The organism is Novosphingobium sp. SG754, assembly GCF_013149315.1.
Classification (GTDB): Bacteria; Pseudomonadota; Alphaproteobacteria; order Sphingomonadales; family Sphingomonadaceae; genus Novosphingobium; species Novosphingobium capsulatum.
Map to the genome: position 1 here is coordinate 566,467 of NZ_JABGCC010000002.1, position 18,108 is coordinate 584,574.

Consider the following 18,108-nt stretch of genomic DNA (forward strand, 5'->3'; position numbering starts at 1 on the left):
AGGTGCGCTCCGGCAAGGTGTCTTGGGGCCTAGATAGGAAGGCCATCTGCGCTTGTCTGCCCCGGCACCTGCTTATTTTGCGTTGCGCGCGGCCTCGTATCCGGCGGCATGCGCGGCTTCCTCCAGGAACTCCGCCACGGCGCGCACACGCGGCAGGCGGCGCAGTTCGGCATGCACAACCAGCCAGTAGGCGCGCGGCACGGCCACATCGGGCAAGACCCGCACCAGGCCAGGATCACCATCGGCGGCAAAAGTGTGCAGCAGGCCCACGCCTCCACCTGCCTGCACCGCCGCCAGTTGCACCGTGGCCGATGTGCAGCGGAACTGCGCCTGCATGCCCGGCGCCACTTCATCGAGATAGCGCAGTTCGGGCCAATCGATCAGATCGTCGATATAGGAAATCAGCCGATGCTGCGACAGGTCGGCCACGCTGTTCGGCACGCCATGCTGCTCCAGATAGGCCGGCGCGGCATAGAACCCCACGGTGAATGCGGCGAGTTGCCGGGCATAGAGCCGCCCGCGCGGCGGTCGCTTGAGCGTCACGGCCAGGTCCGCCTCGCGCTGGGACAGGCTGACAGCGCGGGTTTCAGGCGCCAGTTCCAGTTCGATCCGGGGATGGCGGGCCATGAACAGCGGAATGCGCGGCGCCACCAGATAAGTGCCAAAGGCGGCCGGGGTCGCCACCCGCACTGTCCCGGTCAATTCGGTATCCACCCCGCCCAGCGCGCTGTCTGCTGCATGGGTTTCCGCCTCGATCCGCTCGGCATGCAACAACAGCGCGCGGCCCGCCTCGGTCAGCCGCGCGCCGCTCGGCGAACGATCGACCAGGCGCGCGCCCAACCCGCTTTCCAGGCCGTCGAGCCGGCGCGAGACGGTGGAATGATCCAGCCCCAGCGCCCGCGCCGCGCCGGTCAGGCGGCCGTGGCGGGCCACTTCCAGAAAGATCCTCAAATCATCCCAATGTCGAATGCGCATGGTGTTCCTGTAAATTTGCACGGCCTGTTTGGCAAAATTGCCTGTATCAGGATATTCCTGCACGTTCTACAATCAGGCATCAGACTTTTTCCGGGAGTGTTGCCATGCGCCAGATCGACCATTTCCTGAACGGTGCCGCCGTTGCCGCCACCTCTGGCCGCAAGAGCGACGTTTTCGATCCCAACACCGGCGAAGTGCAGGCCCAGGTTGGCCTGGCGAGCGAAGCCGATGTGGATCAGGCCGTTGCCCTGGCCGCCTCCGTGCAGCCGGAATGGGCCGCGCTCAATCCGCAGCGCCGTGCCCGCGTGATGTTCGAATTCAAGCGCCTGATCGAGCGTGACATGAACAAGCTGGCTCATGCCCTTTCGGCCGAACATGGCAAGGTGATCGCCGACGCCAAGGGTGATGTGCAGCGCGGGCTGGAAGTGATCGAGTTCGTCTGCGCCATTCCCCACCTGCTCAAGGGTGAATATACCGAAGGCGCCGGACCGGGGATCGACGTGTTCTCGATGCGTCAGCCGCTCGGCGTGGTTGCCGGCATCACTCCGTTCAATTTCCCCGCGATGATCCCGCTGTGGATGTGCGGCCCGGCGCTCGCCACCGGCAATGCCTTCATTCTCAAGCCGTCGGAACGCGATCCCTCGGTGCCGGTAATGCTGGCCGAACTGTTCATCGAGGCCGGCGGCCCGGCCGGCCTGTTCAACGTGGTGCATGGTGACAAGGCGGCGGTCGACGCCGTGCTCGATCACCCGCGCATCAAGGCGGTCAGCTTCGTCGGCTCGTCCGACATCGCCAATTATGTCTATCAGCGCGGCGCCCAGGCGGGCAAGCGCATGCAGTGCATGGGCGGCGCCAAGAACCATGGCATCGTGCTGCCCGACGCCGATTTCGACCAGGTAGTCAGCGACATTCTCGGCGCCGCCTATGGCTCGGCAGGCGAACGCTGCATGGCTCTGCCCGTGGTGGTGCCGGTGGGTGACAAGACCGCCGACGAGTTGCGCGCCCGCCTGATCGACGGGATCGCCGGCCTCAAGGTGGGCATTTCCACCGACGAAGCCGCCCACTATGGCCCGGTCGTCACCGCTCAGCACAAGGCGCGGATCGAAAGCTATATCCAGATGGGCGTGGACGAAGGCGCCGAACTGGTCGTCGATGGCCGCGGCTTCTCGCTGCAAGGCTATGAAAACGGAAATTTCCTGGCCCCCACGCTGTTCGACCGCGTGACACCGGAAATGCGCAGCTATCAGGAGGAAATCTTCGGCCCGGTGTTGCAGATCGTGCGCGCGCACGATGTCGATGAAGCCATCGCGCTGGCCACCAACCACGCCTATGGCAATGGCGTTGCCATGTTCACCCGCAACGGCGCCGCCGCCCGCAACTTTGCCGCCAAGGTGGAAGTGGGCATGGTCGGCATCAACGTGCCGATCCCGGTGCCGGTGGCCTATCACAGCTTTGGCGGGTGGAAGCGCTCGGGCTTTGGCGATCTCAACCAATACGGCATGGACGGCGTGCGCTTCTACACCCGCACCAAGACCGTGACCCAGCGCTGGCCCAGCACCTCGGGCGATGTGGTGGACCAGAGCTTCGTGATCCCGACGATGAAGTGAAGCATCACGGTAGAGCCGCGATCAGCGTCTCTATGGGCAGGAACAGGGTTCGGCTATCGGCCGGATATTCCAGGAAGTCGGCGCATTTCAGGTAAAAGCGCCGAGCCTGCTCATTCTTGGCGTGAACCATCACCGCGCCGATGCCGATGCTTTGTGCCGCCAAGGCTATGCGGCGCAGGGCATCGGCCAGCAAATCGCTTCCCAAGCCCTGGCCGGCATGGCGCCGATTCACCGCAAGGCGCCCGATGATCGATACCGGGATCAGATCAGGCGCGTTTCGGCGCAGGCGGGATGGTGCTTCCCGCCGCTCTACTGCACCTGCCAGGATACACACATAGGCCGCCACTCTGCGATCATCGCATACCACATAGGTACGCGCGAAGCGCCCCTCGTTGCGACGCGCCCTCTGTTGCAACCAGGCATTGAGCGCCGGCTCTCCGCAATCGAACTCGTCAACCTCATGGTCATCGGCCAGAGGGACTGGCGCAGTCAGTCTTCCTGTTGCCATGTCGGCACCCGCCGCATCAGTGCCTTCAGCCTCGGGCCAGGCTCGGGCGGATTGTCCAGCGCGGCCATGAAGGCCGCATGGTCCTGGCTTTCCAGTGCGAACAATCGCTGATCGAGCAAGACGTCGATCGCTTGTTGGCGCGCGCTTTCGATCATGAATTCGGTGCGGGTCTTGCCCAGAATGGCCGCTGCTTCGTCAATAAGCTGGCGGGTGGCAGCCTCGATCCGCAGATTGATGCTGCCCTTGCTTGGGATCATTTGGGGAGACTGGTCCATGGCGTGAATATCCGCCTTTGTATGTACAATGTCAATACAATCGCAACCCTATCCCCACCTGTTCCAACGGCCAGCCTCGACAGGGAGTGAGAAATGGAACATAATAGGAACATGGAAAGTGTTTCCTCCTCGATCCTCACCACCCCGGCCTGGCGCCTGCGCCCGGCCTTGCAGCGTCCCGTGCCTGTGCTGGCGGCGGGCCAAGTGCATGAAGTGCATGGGCAAGGTGATGATCGCGCGGCCGGGCTTGCTTTTGCCTTGGGGCTGGGCGCGGCGAATCGCAGTGGCACTGTGCTGATGGTGCGTAGCGGCAGGCGCCAGTCGCTGGCGCTCTACGGTGAAGGACTGATGCTGCTGGGTATCGATCCGGCGCGGCTGCTGCTGGTGGAGGCAGGGGACGCCGCCACTCTGCTGCGCGCCGGGCTGGAGGGCGCACGCTGCCCTGGCCTGGCGCTGGTCTTGCTGGAAAGCGAAGGCCCCTTGAAGGGCTATGATCTGACGGCCAGCCGGCGCTTCGTGCTGGCTGCCGAACGCACGCAAACGCCGGTCGTGCTGTTGCGCCATGCCGCAAAGGCGCAACCCAGCGCCGCACATACCCGCTGGCAGGTTGCCAGTGCGCCATCCCAACCCCTCGCAGCGCCACCCGGTGCGCAAGTGCGTCCGCCCGGCTTGCCGGCTTTGGCGGTAGAGGCGCTGCGCTGGCGGGGTGGGCCAGCGGGGCAAACGTGGCATTTGCAATGGGATGAACAACATGGCGGTTTCCGGGACACCACCGGCACCCCCAACCGGAGCGAAAACGGAAAGGCGGCGCCATCTGGCGCTGTACTTCCCCTGGCTACCCTGCGAGCGGGTTAGGGCCACATCGGCAGAACCGCTGCCCGCAGGTGTGCCACTGGCCCTGGTGGCACGCAGTGGCCAGGCCTTGCGCCTGATGGCGGTAGAGCGCGACGCCGCTCGCCATGGCCTGGCCCCTGGCATGACCCTGGCCGATGCGCGTGCCCGCTGCCCCGATCTGCTCACCCTGCCCCATGATCCGGCCGCCGATGCCACGCTGCTGGCGCACCTGGCCACGGCGATGCACGCACTGACCCCCAGCGTCATGCCCGATCCCCCCGATGGCTTGCTGCTGGATATCAGTGGCTGCGCCCACCTCTTCGGATCGGAAGCCAGGATGGTGGAAAAGGCTTCTGAAATTACGGCACTTTCCACGATCCATGCCCTCGCCTGCAATCCGGCCGCGGCGCGTGCGCTGGCCCGCCACGGCACGCCGGCCCAACGCCGTGCGGAGGATGTGGCGGCCCTGCCGGTGGCCGCGCTGGACCTGAGCGAGGAGGCCGCCAGCGCACTGCGCCGCGCCGGGCTCAAGCGTGTGGGCGATCTGGCCACACGCCCGGCCCCGGCCCTGGCTGCGCGCTTTGGCGAAGGGGTGGTGCTGCGCCTGCGCCAGTTGACTGGAGACGTTGCCGCCCCCTTGGCCCCGCAACCCATGCAGGCCCCGATCCGGGCCGAGGCCCGCTTTGCCGAGCCCATCGCCCGCACCGACGACGTGCTCGAGGTGGCCGAAGATCTCTTGCGCCAGGTTGCCGCGCAGATGGAGCAACGGCGGTTGGGCGGGCGGCGCTTTGCCCTGACCCTGCATCGCAGCGATGGCGCGCAGCGGGTGCTGACGGTGGAGACCGGCCAACCCACGCGTGATCCGCCCGTGGTGGTGCGCCTGTTGCGCGAGCGGATCGACAGCCTGGCCGATCCGATCGATCCCGGTTTCGGGTTCGATGCCATCACCCTGGCGGTCAAGCGGGCCGATGCGCTGGCTGCGCGACAGACCGGGCTGGACCAGGCGGAGGAAAACCAGGACAATCTGCAGGCGCTGATCGATCGGCTGGGTGTGCGGTTGGGCCAGGATTCCGTGCTGCGCCTGATCCCGGCCGATCGCCATATGCCCGAGCAGGCGCAGGTTCAGGCCCCAGCCACCAAATGGAACGGAACCGTTTCGTTTTCCCTTGCCGCCATGCCCCGCCCCCTGCTGCTGTTCGATCCGCCGCAGGGGATCGAGGTGATCGCCGGAGTGCCTGATGGCCCGCCGCTGCGGCTGCGCTGGCGCGGCACGGTGCATGAAGTGGTCCACGCCGAAGGGCCCGAGCGCATCGCGCCAGAATGGTGGCGCCAGCGCGGCGGGCATATGGGCACCGGCGCAGACCGCACCACGCGCGATTATTACCGGATCGAGGATGGGCGCGGCCGCCGCCTGTGGGTGTTCCGGCGCGGCCTCTATGGCACGCAAACCACGCCGGCCTGGTATGTCCACGGGCTGTTTCCATGACCGGGGTTCCGTTCTTTGCAGAACCTGTCGCTGCCACCAATTTCAGCTTCCTGCGCGGGGCGGCCCATCCGGCGGAAATGGTGGCGCGCGCGCATGGACTGGGCCTCAAAGGCATCGGCATCGCCGATCGCAACAGCGTGGCCGGTGTGGTGCGTGCCCATGCCGCGTGGCAAGAGATTGGTGGCAAGGCTGGCGGCTTTGCCCTCAAGGTTGGCGCACGGCTGTGCTTTGTCGATGCCACGCCCGATATCGCCGCCTATCCCACCACGCGCGCGGCTTGGGGGCGGCTGACGCGCCTGCTCACCATGGGCAATCGCCGCGTGGAGAAAGGCGAGTGCCACCTCACCCTGCCCGATCTGCTTGACCATGCCGATGGCTTGGCCCTGATCGCGATGGATGGCAGCGCCGATCTGCTCGCCCGCCTGGCCGAGGCCACGCCCCACCTGTGGCTGGCCGCCATGATGCCGCGTGCCGGGGCCGATGGCCGCGATCTTGCCCGGCGGATGGCCCTGGCGCAAAGCACGGGCGTGCCGCTGATTGCCAGCAATGATCCGCGCTATGCCGTACCCGAAGACCGCCCGCTGCATGACGTGCTCACGGCCACGCGTCTTGGCACCACCGTGCACGCCGCCGGGCGCCGCCTTGCCGCCAATGGCGAGCGGCATATCAAGCCGCCAGCGGAAATGGCCCGTCTTTTCACCCTGTGCGCAGAAGCCCTGGAAGCAACGCGGGCCTGGCTGGACTGCATCGATTTCACGCTGGACCAGATCGTTTACGAATACCCCCACGAACCGGTACCCGAAGGCTGGAACCCGCAGGCTTGGCTCGAACATCTGGTGCGGGAGAATGCCACACGCCAGTTTCCCCATGGCCTGCCGCCTGGATACCAAGAGGTTCTGGATGAAGAGTTTCGCCTAATCTCTTCAAAAAATTATGCTTATTATTTTCTGACGGTGCACGATGTGGTGCGCTATGCGCGCAGCCTTTCCCCGCCGATCCTGTGCCAGGGTCGTGGATCTGCGGCCAATTCCCTCGTCTGTTATCTGCTCGGCATCACGCCGATCGATCCGGTTCAGGAAAAGCTGCTGTTTTCGCGCTTCCTTTCCGAAGAGCGCCATGAGCCGCCCGATATCGACGTGGATTTCGAGCATGAGCGGCGCGAGGAGGTCATGCAGTATATCTACCACCGCTACACCCGCGAGCGCGCCGGGATCGTGGCCACGGTGATCCGCTATCGCCAGCGCAGCGCCATTCGTGACGTGGGCAAGGCGCTGGGCCTGTCGGAAGATGTCACGGCGCGGCTTTCCGGCACGGTGTGGGGCAGTTGGGGGCGCGGCTCGCTGCCCGAAGAGCGCCTGTCGCAGGCCGGGTTCGACCCTGAAAACCGCGAGATCGCCCGCCTACGCGACATGGTCGATCGGTTGCTGACGTTCCCGCGCCACCTTTCGCAGCATGTCGGCGGCTTTGTGCTGTGCCAGAGCCGGCTGGATGAACTGGTGCCGATCCACAATGCCGCCATGCCCGATCGCACGTTCATCGAATGGGACAAGGACGACATCGACGTTCTCAAGCTGATGAAGGTGGACGTGCTGGCGCTGGGCATGCTCACCTGCATCCGCAAGAGCTTTGACCTGATGGAGCGGCTGAACCTGGGGCGCTATGCGTTGGCCACCGTGCCTCGCAACGACGTGCCGACGTTCGACATGCTGTGCCGGGGAGACAGCGTGGGCACGTTCCAGGTGGAGAGCCGCGCGCAGATGGCGATGCTGCCCCGGATGAAACCGCGCAAGCTCTATGACCTGGTGATCCAGGTGGCGATCGTGCGACCGGGGCCGATCCAGGGCGGCATGGTTCATCCCTATCTGCGCCGCCGCAATGGCGAAGAGAAGGTGGAGTACCCCGGCCCGAAAGGTGAATTGCAAGAGGTTCTGGAAAAGACCCTGGGCGTGCCACTGTTTCAGGAGCAGGCGATGAAGCTGGCCATCGTGGCCGCCGGCTTCTCCCCGCCCGAGGCCGATGGCCTGCGCCGTGCCATGGCCACGTTCCGCAACCATGGCACGGTCACCAATTACCAGGAGAAGTTCATCACCGGCATGGTTTCGCGCGGCTATCCGCCGGATTTTGCCGAGCGCTGCTTTGAACAGATCAAGGGTTTTGGCGAATACGGTTTTCCCGAAAGCCACGCCCAGGCCTTTGGCTGGCTGGCCTATGTTTCGTCATGGCTGAAATGCCACTATCCCGGGGTTTTTACCTGCGCCCTGCTCAACAGTCAGCCCATGGGGTTCTATGCCCCGGCCCAACTGGTGCGCGATGCGCGCGAACACGGCGTGGTGGTGCACGGGCCCGATGTGAACCGCAGTTGGTGGGATTGCACGCTGGACGATGCCCGCACCCTGCGCCTTGGCCTGCGGATGATCGATGGCTTCAAGGAAGAATGGGCCGCCGCGATCGTGCGCGCCCGCCTGGCTGGCGTGTTTGCCTCTCCCGAAGACTTGGCGCGCCGTGCCGAACTGCCGCCGCGCGCGCTGGCGCTTTTGGCCGATGCCGATGCCATGGTCTCTCTGGGCCGCGATCGGCGCCAGGCTGGCTGGGACATACGCCGCGTGCCGCCCAGGCAACTGCCCCTGTTTGCCGCGCTGGATGCGCCCGAACTGGCGGCTGAACCCGATGCCGCCCTGCCCGCCATGCCCCTGGCCGAAGAAGTCGTGGCCGATTACCAGACCCAGCGGCTTTCGCTCAAAGGCCATCCGATGCAGTTCTTGCGCGCCGGTTTTGTCCGGGAGGGCGTGCTATCGTGCGCGCAAGTCAATGCTGGCAAGGATGGGCAGAAAGTGCGCGTGGCCGGCGTGGTGCTGGTGCGGCAACGGCCCGGCAAGGGCAACGCCATTTTCATTACGATCGAAGATGAAACCGCCGTGGTCAATGCCCTGATGTGGGCCCGCGATTTCGAGAAGCAGCGGCGCCCTGTCATGGCGGCGCGGCTCATGGTGATCGATGGAGAGGTGCAACGCAGCAAGGAAGGCGTGGTGCACCTGATGGTGTCTTGCGTTCATGATGCCAGTGCTGCTTTGGCAGAGTTGCAAGAGGATGGTGGAGTGCCAGCGCCCGATCCCGCCTTGGCACGGCATCCGCGGCAGGTGCGGGTGTTGCCGAGATCACGGGATTTTCATTGAGGGGCAAACCTCGCGTAGGGCCCCGGATCAAGTCCGGGGCGACGATTGTTGGATTTCATTCGTCAGTTTAAAGTCTTCCGTCGCCCCGGACTTGATCCGGAGCCCTACGCAACCTCGAATGCCAACAAAAAAGCCCGGCCATCCCTTTGGATGACCGGGCTTTTCTATCATGTTTGAACCAATCAGCTGGCCGGCAGCAAGTGCCGTTCGCCGGCGATGCGCTGCATCGCCTTCTGCAGCTTTTCAAAGGCGCGCACTTCGATCTGGCGTACGCGTTCGCGGCTGACGTTATAGACCTGGCTCAGTTCTTCCAGCGTCTTGGGGTCATCTACCAGGCGGCGATCGGTCAGGATGTGACGCTCGCGATCGTTGAGGCTGCCCATCGCTTCGACCAGCATGTCGTGGCGATAGTGCGCTTCCTCGGCGTCGGCCACCGTCTCGTCCTGCAAGGGGCGATCGTCGGTCAGCCAATCCTGCCAGGTGCCTTCACCGTCTTCGCGCAGCGGCACGTTCAGGCTGGCATCGCCACCCATGATCATGCGCCGGTTCATGTTGATCACTTCCTGCTCGGGCACGCCCAAGTCGGTGGCGATCTTCTTGACGTCTTCGGGCGACAGGTCGGTGTCTTCGAACGCCTCGAGGTTCTTCTTCATGCGACGCAGGTTGAAGAACAGCTTCTTCTGCGCAGCGGTGGTGCCCATCTTGACGAGGCTCCACGAGCGCAGGATGAATTCCTGCATCGACGCCTTGATCCACCACATGGCATACGTCGCCAGACGGAAGCCGCGATCGGGCTCGAACTTCTTGACGCCCTGCATCAGGCCGATGTTCCCTTCGGAAATCAGCTCGGACACGGGCAGCCCATAGCCGCGATAGCCCATGGCGATCTTGGCCACGAGTCGCAGATGGCTCGTCACCAGCTGCGCGGCAGCTTCGGGATCGGCATGTTCCTGATAGCGCTTGGCGAGCATGTATTCCTGCTCAGCCGTAAGCACCGGAAATTTGCGAATCTCAGAGAGATAGCGGTTGAGGCTAGCTTCCCCGCCCAGGGCCGGAACGGTCGCGGGGGCTTTGGCCACTGCTGTCTTGTTGCTCACCTGAACACATCCTTTCGTCGCGTCAGTTCCCCGATGAAGAACCTCTAGCGAGCATTCCCCGGTGGGGCCACACATCCTTTTGGTACACAGTAATCGATTTATACCATGATCAAGCTCAAGAACCGCCCAGTTCGACAATCAGTTCCGTCATATCGACGGGCGTCGAGCTGGTGAAATGGAGCGCTTCACCGCTAATCGGGTGAATGAAACCCAATTCTGCCGCGTGCAGTGCCTGCCGGGCAAAGCCGATCCGGGCCAGAATGGGGCGAATTCTTGCGGGTGCGCGTCCATAGACAGGATCACCCAATAGCGAATGGCCGATTGATGCAAGGTGAACGCGGACCTGGTGGGTTCTCCCCGTTTCCAGGCGGCATTCGACCAAGGCCGCGCCATCAAGGGGCGACAGCGTCCGATAGTGCGTGACGGCATGCTTGCCACGCCCATCATCGACCAGGGCCATCTTCTTGCGATCATGCACCGAACGCGCAATCGCGCCGCGGATCGTGCCAGCAGCGGGCATGGGCCGGCCGGCGGTAACCGCCTTGTAGGCGCGCACGATCGAGTGATCGGCAAACTGGCGGGCCAGCCCCTCGTGCGCGGCATCGCTCTTTGCCACGACGAGCAAGCCCGAGGTATCCTTGTCGATCCGGTGTACGATGCCTGGCCGTGCCACACCGCCGATACCCGAAAGCTGCCCGCGGCAATGATGCAGCAGGGCATTGACCAGCGTGCCATCGGGATTGCCGGCGGCCGGGTGAACGACCAGCCCGGCCGGCTTGTCCACCACGATCAAGGCATCGTCTTCGTAGGTGACCGATAGCGGAATATCCTGCGCCACCGCCTCTGCCGGGGCCGCGGCGGGCACGCGCACGACGAATGCAGCGCCAGCGGCAACCTTGAGCGAGGCTTGGCGAACGCCCTGCCCGTCCAGCGTAATGCGCCCCTCATCGAGCAGCGCCTTGACCCGCTCGCGCGATAGGCCGCTGGCGTCGGCCAGAGCCTTGTCAAGGCGGCCGGGCGCGGCGATCGTGCCGGTCAGAATGTCGTCTAATTCCCCCATTGGATTGAGGATATGGGTATTCTTTGGCATGGGAACAAGGGGGTAGGCGATAGGGATAGACCAAGTATGGTTGGCCCCTTATCTCACAGCGCTATGGCCTTTCATGCCTACCTGCTGCTCTGCGCCGACGGATCGTTTTATGCTGGGCATACAGACGATCTGGAGGCGCGCATGGCGCAGCACCAACACGGCATAAGCGGCTATACGGCAAAGCGCCGCCCAGTCCGACTGGTCTGGCAGCAGGACTTTGCCACACGGGACGAGGCGTTGTCGGCTGAGTTGCGAATCAAAAGATGGTCTCGCGCAAAGAAACAGGCCTTGATCGACGGTGACTGGGATCGGTTGAAGATTTTGGCGCGCAATCGGCAAGGCAGTGGGGTTCAGCCAGGGGGCTTCGACAGGCTCAGCCCGAACGGAGGGGGGGATAATGAAGTTGTTGTCACCCAAACGCCGTTCGCCCTGAGCTTGTCGAAGGGCGCCAGCGCAACGCTTGATATGACCCTATCCCCCGCCGCCCTTACCGCCATGCTCGACGCAGCGGCGCGGGCGCACCCGCTTGAGGCATGCGGGCTCTTGTTCGGCCATGGAAATCATATCGCCTTGGCGCAGGAATGCACCAATGTGGCACCAGATCCGTCGCATCATTTCGAGATCGATCCGGCCGGATTGATCGCCGCGCACCGCGCCGCGCGTGCCGGTGGGCCGGCATTGATCGGCTATTTTCATTCGCATCCCAATGGTTTGGCGCGTCCTTCTGCCACTGATTCTGCCCAGGCGGCGGGCGATGGCAGGATATGGGCAATCGTGGCGCAGGGACAGGTGAGCCTGTGGCGCGATGCGCCATCTGTATTTCATGCGCTTTCCTATCACGTCGCAGACGGTTAAGGCGCATTGCTGGGGAGAGGATGCAGCAGCAGCCGATCCCGACGCATTGCATACCCCGGAAGGCTTCCCAATCTGCCATGACCATTGCCACGCTTGATCTCGCCAGCCTGCTCTGCTCGCGGCTTTGCCACGACCTGTTGAGCCCGGTGGGCGCGCTTACCAACGGGCTGGAACTGCTGGCCGAGGAACGCGACCCGGAAATGCGGCAGAAGTGCATGGAATTGCTGGAACAGAGCGCGACCAGTTCGGCCAACAAGCTGCGTTTCTTCCGCCTGGCGTTCGGTGCAGCCGGTGGCTTTGGCGATATGGTGCCCGTGGCCGAACCGCGCACGCTGGTCGATGCGCTGGTTGCAGCCAATCCGCGCATTTCAGTGGCCTGGGCCCTGGCGGACGACATGCTGCCCAAGGCGGCTGTGAAAACGCTGCTGAACCTGTCCCTGATCGGAATCGAAGCGCTGGTGCGTGGCGGCAGCCTGGACATCGCCGGCGAAGTGCGAAACGGCGCGACCGAGCTGGTGATCCGCGCCAGCGGGCCGCGCATTGCGTTCGATCCGCTGGTGGCCCAGGCCCTGGCCGGCACGCTGCCGCCGGCTGAACTGTCCAGCCGCACCGCGCCGGCTGCCATGCTCTATCAGCTGGCGCAGAGCCTGGGCGGTGGTTTCCAGACCCATGTTGCCGCCGACGCCCTGGTGCTGGGCGCCGTGCTGCCGGTTCGTTGACAGACCGCCGCGCCGCATGAACCGCTGGCTGGTCCATCGCGAGGAGCCGTCGCCCAATTTCAACGAGCGACGGCTGCCGGTAACGATGATCGTGCTGCATTATACCGGCATGCAGAGCGCGGCCGAGGCGCTGGAGCGCCTGAAAGACCCGGCTGCTGAGGTTTCGGCGCACTACCTGATCGATGAAGACGGCACGGTCATCCGCCTGGTGGACGAGGCCAAGCGTGCCTGGCACGCCGGGCGCAGTTTCTGGCGCGGGATCACCGATGTGAATTCCGCCAGCGTGGGGATCGAACTGGTCAACCCCGGGCACGAGTTTGGCTATCGCCCGTTCCCCGATGCCCAGATGGAAGCGCTGGTGCCGCTGCTGGGTGATATCGTGCGGCGGCACGACATTCCCCGCGCCAACGTGGTGGGCCATTCCGACGTGGCGCCGGCGCGCAAGACCGATCCGGGCGAACTGTTCGATTGGGACATGCTGGCCCGCTATAACCTGACCCTGCCCCGCCCCCGCCCCAAGATGCGCCTGCTGTATGATAACGAAGGCGCGTTTTTCCTGGCGCTGGAACGCTTTGGCTATGATGTGAGCGACAGGCACGCCGCCGTTGCGGCATTCCAGCGGCGGTGGCGGCCACACAAGATCGACGGCGAGGTCGATGGACAAATCGGCGCATTGCTGTTCGAACTGCTGTTGGCGCGTGACCTGGGCCATGCTAGGTGACGCCCTCGCGCCGGGGAGCCGGGCAGCCGCGTCATCACTTCGTCTGATGCCGAGGAAAGTCCGGGCTCCACGAAACAAGGGTGGCGGGTAACGCCCGCCGGCCCGGTGCAAACCGGGCAAGGGAAAGTGCCACAGAGAGCAAACCGCCGACAGGGCTTTTCAAGCCTTGGGCAAGGGTGAAAGGGTGCGGTAAGAGCGCACCGCGCGACCGGCAACGGAAGCGGCATGGCAAACCCCACTCGGAGCAAGACCGAATAGGGGCAACGCGCATCCCTCGTGGATGCAGGCGTGTTTCGCGCCAGTTGCCCGGGTTGGTTGCTAGAGCGGCCTGGCAACAGGTCGCCAAGAGGAATGGCTGCCCGTGCCGATACGGTCCACACGTGGGATACCGTCGGTGCGACAGAACCCGGCTTACAGGCTCCCCGGCGCGTATTCAGTCAGATCAGGCAAATGTTAGCTCCACTAGGCCGATGCGGCGTCTGTCAGTCGTAACAGCCTCAGCCATCTGCCGAGGCGTTGAAATCGGCCTGTTTGCAGTATCGTTTTCAGGTCATTTGGTCTGGGACGCTGGCAAAATAGGTCCAATGGCCTGTGCAGGCCGTGATACCATGGCCCTATGGATCAGCCCGCGCCCCGCCCGTTCGCCCGCTTCTTTGCCCCGCTTGCCGGGGAAACCCCGCTGCGCCAGGCGATCACCGCCGCCACGCGGCGCAACGAGCGGGCCTGCATTGCAGCGCTTGTGCCGCAGGCCACCGTGCCGGAAGACCTGCGCGCGCCGATCGCGGCCACGGCCAGCGCCCTGATCAGCCAGTTGCGCGCCGATGCCCGCCCCGGCGCGGTGCAATCGCTGGTGCAGGAATATGCGCTGAGCAGCCCGGAAGGGGTCGCGCTGATGTGCCTGGCCGAAGCGCTGCTGCGCATCCCCGACGTGGCCACGCGCGACGCGCTGATCCGTGACAAGATCGCGCCGGGTGATTGGCGCGGCCACGTGGGCAAGGATCGCCCGCTGTTCGTCAATGCCGCCTCGTGGGGCCTGCTCGTGACCGGTCGCCTGGTCCAGGCCGAGGACGAGGCCGGCCTCGGCGCCAGCCTGACTCGCCTGATCGCCCGGATGGGCGAGCCGGTGATCCGCCGCGCGGTGGACGCGGCGATGCGCATGATGGGCGAACAGTTCGTCACCGGCGAAACGATCGAGGAAGCCTTGCGCCGCGCTGCCCCGCGCGAGGCCAAGGGCTTTGCCTTTTCCTATGACATGTTGGGCGAAGCGGCGATGACCGCCGCTGACGCCGATCGCTACAATGCTTCTTACGAGCAGGCGATCACCGCGATCGGCAAGGCCAGTGCCGGGCGCGGCATCCATGGTGGCCCGGGCATCTCGATCAAGCTGTCGGCGCTGCATCCGCGCTATGCGCGGGCCAAGGCCGAGCGGGTCAAGGCCGAACTGCTGCCGCGCGTCAAGGCGCTGTGCGTGATGGCCAAGGGCCATGACATCGGCCTCAACATCGATGCCGAGGAAGCCGACCGGCTGGAGCTGTCGCTCGATCTGCTGGAAAGCCTGGCGACCGATCCTGACCTTGCCGGGTGGAATGGCCTGGGCTTCGTGGTGCAGGCCTATCAGAAGCGCTGCCCTTTCGTGATCGACTGGATCGTCGACCTGGCGCGGCGCGCGGGCCGGCGCATCATGGTGCGGCTGGTCAAGGGCGCCTATTGGGATGCCGAAATCAAGCGCGCCCAGGTCGATGGCCTCGCTGACTTTCCGGTCTACACGCAAAAGGTCCATACCGACCTTGCCTATGTCGCCTGCGCGCGCAAGCTGCTGGCCGCGCGCGACGTGGTGTTCCCGCAATTTGCCACCCACAACGCGCAATCGGTGGCGACGGTGCTGCACTTGGCTGGGCCCGATTTCACGATGGGCGACTATGAGTTCCAGTGCCTGCACGGCATGGGCGAAGGGCTGTATGACCAGGTCGTCGGCGCCGACAAGCTCAACCGCCCATGCCGCGTCTATGCCCCGGTGGGCACGCATGAAACGCTACTGGCCTATCTGGTGCGGCGCCTGCTGGAAAACGGGGCCAATTCCTCGTTCGTCAACCGCATCAACGATCCGGCTGTCTCGATCGCGGAATTGGTAGCCGATCCGGTGGCGGTGGTGACGGCACAGGCAGATCCGGGAGCGCCACATCCGGCGGTGGCCCTGCCCGCCGCGCTCTTTGCCGATCGCCGCAATTCAAGCGGGCTCGACCTGGCCGATGAAGCGATCCTGGCCGATCTTGCGCCGCGCCTGATGGCGAGCACGGAACGCGCATGGCAGGCAGGGACGCCTGGCGAACCTGGCACGGGCGAGGCGGTGCGCAATCCGGCCGATCATCGCGATATCGTGGGTGAAGTCTGGCCGCTGGACGCCGCAGGTGCGCAAGCCGCCGTGGCCCGCGCCCAGGTCGCCGCGCCGATGTGGGCAACAACCCCGGTGGCCGCGCGCGCGGCGATGCTGGAACGCGCGGCCTGCCTGCTGGAAGACGAAGGCCGCGCCTTGATGGGCCTGATCATGCGCGAGGCCGGCAAGACTGCTGCCAACGCCGTGGGCGAAGTGCGCGAGGCGGTGGATTTTCTGCGCTATTACGCGGTGCAGGCGCGCAGCACCCTGGCCCATACCAGCCCGCTGGGGCCGGTGGTGTGCATTTCGCCGTGGAACTTTCCGTTGGCGATCTTTGCCGGGCAGATCGCCGCCGCACTGGTGGCGGGCAATCCCGTTCTGGCCAAGCCGGCCGAGGAAACGCCGCTGATCGCGGCACAAATGGTGCGCCTGTTCCATGCGGCCGGCATTCCCGCCGATGTGTTGCATCTGGTGCCCGGCGATGGCGCGATCGGCGCTGCGCTGGTGGAGGCGCCAGGCGTTGCGGGGGTAATGTTTACCGGATCGACCGAAGTGGCGCGGATTATCCAGCGCACCCTGGCCACGCGCAGCGATGCGAGCGGCCGGCCGATCCCGCTGATCGCCGAAACCGGCGGGCAGAATGCGATGATCGTTGATTCCTCTGCCTTGGCCGAACAGGTCGTGGCCGATGTCATCGCCTCGGCATTTGACAGTGCGGGCCAGCGCTGTTCCGCGTTGCGCGTGCTGTGCCTGCAGGAAGACGTGGCCGATCGCACGCTGGCGATGCTGCGCGGCGCGATGGCAGAGCTGACTGTCGGCAATCCCGATGCGCTGGAAACCGATGTGGGGCCGGTGATCACCGCGCAGGCGCGCGACGGGATCGAGAGACACGTGGCAGCCATGGCCGAGCGCGGCGCGCGGGTGCACCGCCTGCCCCTGCCCGATCAGTGCGCCAACGGCACGTTCGTGGCGCCGACGCTGATCGAGATTCCTGGCCTTGCTGCCCTTGGCCGCGAAGTGTTTGGCCCCGTGCTGCATGTCGTCCGGTTTGTCGCGCGCGACATGGATCGTCTGATCACGCAGATCAACGCCACCGGTTATGGCCTCACTTTTGGCCTGCACACCCGGCTGGATGATACCGTGGCGCGGGTGACGCGGGCGGTGGAAGCAGGCAATCTCTATGTCAACCGCAACACCATCGGCGCTGTGGTGGGCGTGCAGCCGTTCGGCGGCCGGGGCCTTTCGGGCACGGGGCCCAAGGCGGGTGGCCCGCTCTATCTGGCGCGACTGGTGCGCGGCGCGACGGGCACCCCGCCCGTTCTGGCTGGCGCGCTGGCGCAACCGGGCCCTGCGGCGGCCATGCTGGCCGATTGGCTGGACCAGCATGGCGAGACCGCAACCGCCCGCGCCGTGCGCCACGATGCCGCGCGCAGCAAGCTGGGCGTCGACGTGGAACTCACCGGCCCGGTGGGGGAAAGCAACCGCTATCGCCTGGCGCCGCGCGGCCACATTGCGCTCTATGCCACGACAACCGATGGGCTGTGGCGACAGCTGGGCGCGGCGCTGGCCACGGGCAACCACGCCGTGATCATGCCCGGCGCGCCGCTTGCTGCCCTGCCCGCCGATTTTCCGGCGGCGCTGGCCGCGCGGATCGGCTTTGCCCGCAGCGAACCGGTCGATGATCTGGCAGCCGCGCTGGTCGAACATGTCGGTGCGCCGGCACGCGGAGCGGCAGAGGCGCTGGCCGCGCGCGAAGGCATGATCGTGGCCCTGCACGCCGCCGATGCGGCAGGCGCCTACCCGCTCGATCTTTTGGTCGAAGAAGTGAGCCTGTCGATCAACACCACCGCCGCCGGCGGCAATGCCAGCCTGATGGCCATGGTCTGAACCCGAGCGCCCTTGCGCGTCAGCCCAGGGCCTCGGCCAGGGTGGCGCGCAGGGCGATGGGGGTGATCACCAGGGCCAGCACGGCGCCAAAGCCAAGCTTTGCGGCGAGGGCCACGGACCACGGCAATTGCGCAAGGCCCAGCGCAAGGCACACGGCGGCGGCCCCAGCCAATGCCAGCATGGCCGAAGGCACCGCGAGGATCAGCCCGCGCAACAGCAGGTTGCCCGGCAGGCGCAGCGCGCTGGGGCGCGAGGCCACGCGGCCGGCGCGCAGGGCCTTGCGCGACAGGGCACCGGGCACCAGCGTGCTCATGAACGCCACGGCAAAGGCCTGCGGCCCGAAATCGAAGACGTAGTGGCCCATGCCCCAGATCGGCACCGGCCCGTGCAGTCCGAATACGGCAAGGAAAAATACACCGCTCAGCACGGTATTGATCACCATGCTGATCGCCGTTTCGCGGCGGATATGCAGGTCTGCATTGGTCATCTGCGCTTCTCTCCCCCAGG

The 18,108-nt window shown here is 65.5% G+C and carries 14 protein-coding genes and 1 other RNA gene; 9 read left to right on the plus strand and 6 right to left on the minus strand.

Annotation, left to right across the window (positions count from 1 at the left end; all coding sequences use genetic code 11):
• Positions 1-72: 72 nt before the first annotated feature.
• Positions 73-975, minus strand: a complete 903-nt coding sequence (locus tag FHW97_RS07080) for a LysR family transcriptional regulator (protein WP_216647677.1) — start codon at positions 973-975, stop codon at positions 73-75.
• Positions 976-1,079: 104 nt separating this feature from the next.
• Between FHW97_RS07080 and FHW97_RS07085 the strand changes: the two genes are divergently transcribed.
• On the plus strand, positions 1,080-2,582 hold the full coding sequence (locus FHW97_RS07085; RefSeq protein ID WP_171798478.1) for a CoA-acylating methylmalonate-semialdehyde dehydrogenase: 1,503 nt from the start codon (positions 1,080-1,082) through the stop codon (positions 2,580-2,582).
• A gap of 4 nt (positions 2,583-2,586) precedes the next feature.
• On the opposite strand, the gene FHW97_RS07090 is transcribed toward FHW97_RS07085, so the two are convergent.
• Entirely contained in the window at positions 2,587-3,090 is a 504-nt protein-coding gene (locus FHW97_RS07090) for a GNAT family N-acetyltransferase (protein WP_171798479.1), read from the minus strand.
• On the minus strand, positions 3,072-3,365 hold the full coding sequence (locus FHW97_RS07095; RefSeq protein WP_171798480.1) for a DUF1778 domain-containing protein: 294 nt from the start codon (positions 3,363-3,365) through the stop codon (positions 3,072-3,074). Before FHW97_RS07095 ends, FHW97_RS07090 begins: the two co-directional genes overlap by 19 nt.
• A gap of 111 nt (positions 3,366-3,476) precedes the next feature.
• Between FHW97_RS07095 and FHW97_RS07100 the strand changes: the two genes are divergently transcribed.
• The 3 genes from FHW97_RS07100 to FHW97_RS07110 are packed head-to-tail and all read left to right on the plus strand — an operon-like array spanning position 3,477 to position 8,858.
• A complete protein-coding gene (locus FHW97_RS07100) occupies positions 3,477-4,220 on the plus strand; it encodes an ImuA family protein (RefSeq protein WP_171798481.1) in 744 nt (247 codons plus the stop codon).
• A gap of 31 nt (positions 4,221-4,251) precedes the next feature.
• The gene (locus FHW97_RS07105) at positions 4,252-5,685 is read left to right on the plus strand and encodes a DNA polymerase Y family protein (protein WP_370525322.1); all 1,434 of its coding nucleotides are present in this window, start codon (positions 4,252-4,254) and stop codon (positions 5,683-5,685) included.
• Positions 5,682-8,858, plus strand: coding sequence for an error-prone DNA polymerase (locus FHW97_RS07110; protein ID WP_171798483.1), 3,177 nt, complete (start codon positions 5,682-5,684; stop codon positions 8,856-8,858). Before FHW97_RS07105 ends, FHW97_RS07110 begins: the two co-directional genes overlap by 4 nt.
• 182 nt (positions 8,859-9,040) lie before the next feature.
• On the opposite strand, the gene rpoH is transcribed toward FHW97_RS07110, so the two are convergent.
• Positions 9,041-9,955: an RNA polymerase sigma factor RpoH gene (gene rpoH, locus FHW97_RS07115; RefSeq protein ID WP_022675464.1), complete on the minus strand. Its 915-nt coding sequence runs from the start codon at positions 9,953-9,955 to the stop codon at positions 9,041-9,043.
• A 115-nt stretch (positions 9,956-10,070) separates the two neighbouring features.
• Positions 10,071-11,015 carry an RluA family pseudouridine synthase gene (locus tag FHW97_RS07120; RefSeq protein WP_171792695.1) on the minus strand — a complete coding sequence of 315 codons (945 nt, stop codon included), beginning with the start codon at positions 11,013-11,015 and terminating at the stop codon, positions 10,071-10,073.
• A gap of 93 nt (positions 11,016-11,108) precedes the next feature.
• Between FHW97_RS07120 and FHW97_RS22360 the strand changes: the two genes are divergently transcribed.
• The 5 genes from FHW97_RS22360 to putA all read left to right on the plus strand — a co-directional run bounded on the left by FHW97_RS22360 (position 11,109) and on the right by putA (position 17,601).
• Entirely contained in the window at positions 11,109-11,900 is a 792-nt protein-coding gene (locus FHW97_RS22360) for a Mov34/MPN/PAD-1 family protein (protein ID WP_370525321.1), read from the plus strand.
• A 77-nt stretch (positions 11,901-11,977) separates the two neighbouring features.
• A complete protein-coding gene (locus tag FHW97_RS07135) occupies positions 11,978-12,619 on the plus strand; it encodes a histidine phosphotransferase family protein (RefSeq protein ID WP_171798484.1) in 642 nt (213 codons plus the stop codon).
• 16 nt (positions 12,620-12,635) lie between these two features.
• Positions 12,636-13,340, plus strand: coding sequence for an N-acetylmuramoyl-L-alanine amidase (locus tag FHW97_RS07140; protein WP_171792289.1), 705 nt, complete (start codon positions 12,636-12,638; stop codon positions 13,338-13,340).
• 10 nt (positions 13,341-13,350) lie between these two features.
• An RNA gene (rnpB, locus tag FHW97_RS07145) (RNase P RNA component class A) lies at positions 13,351-13,770 on the plus strand.
• Positions 13,771-13,956: 186 nt separating this feature from the next.
• A complete protein-coding gene (putA, locus tag FHW97_RS07150; RefSeq protein ID WP_171798485.1) occupies positions 13,957-17,601 on the plus strand; it encodes a trifunctional transcriptional regulator/proline dehydrogenase/L-glutamate gamma-semialdehyde dehydrogenase in 3,645 nt (1,214 codons plus the stop codon).
• Between the two features lie 19 nt (positions 17,602-17,620).
• Here putA and FHW97_RS07155 read toward each other — a convergent pair whose 3' ends face one another.
• A complete protein-coding gene (locus FHW97_RS07155) occupies positions 17,621-18,088 on the minus strand; it encodes a hypothetical protein (RefSeq protein ID WP_054131119.1) in 468 nt (155 codons plus the stop codon).
• Positions 18,089-18,108 lie beyond the last annotated feature (20 nt).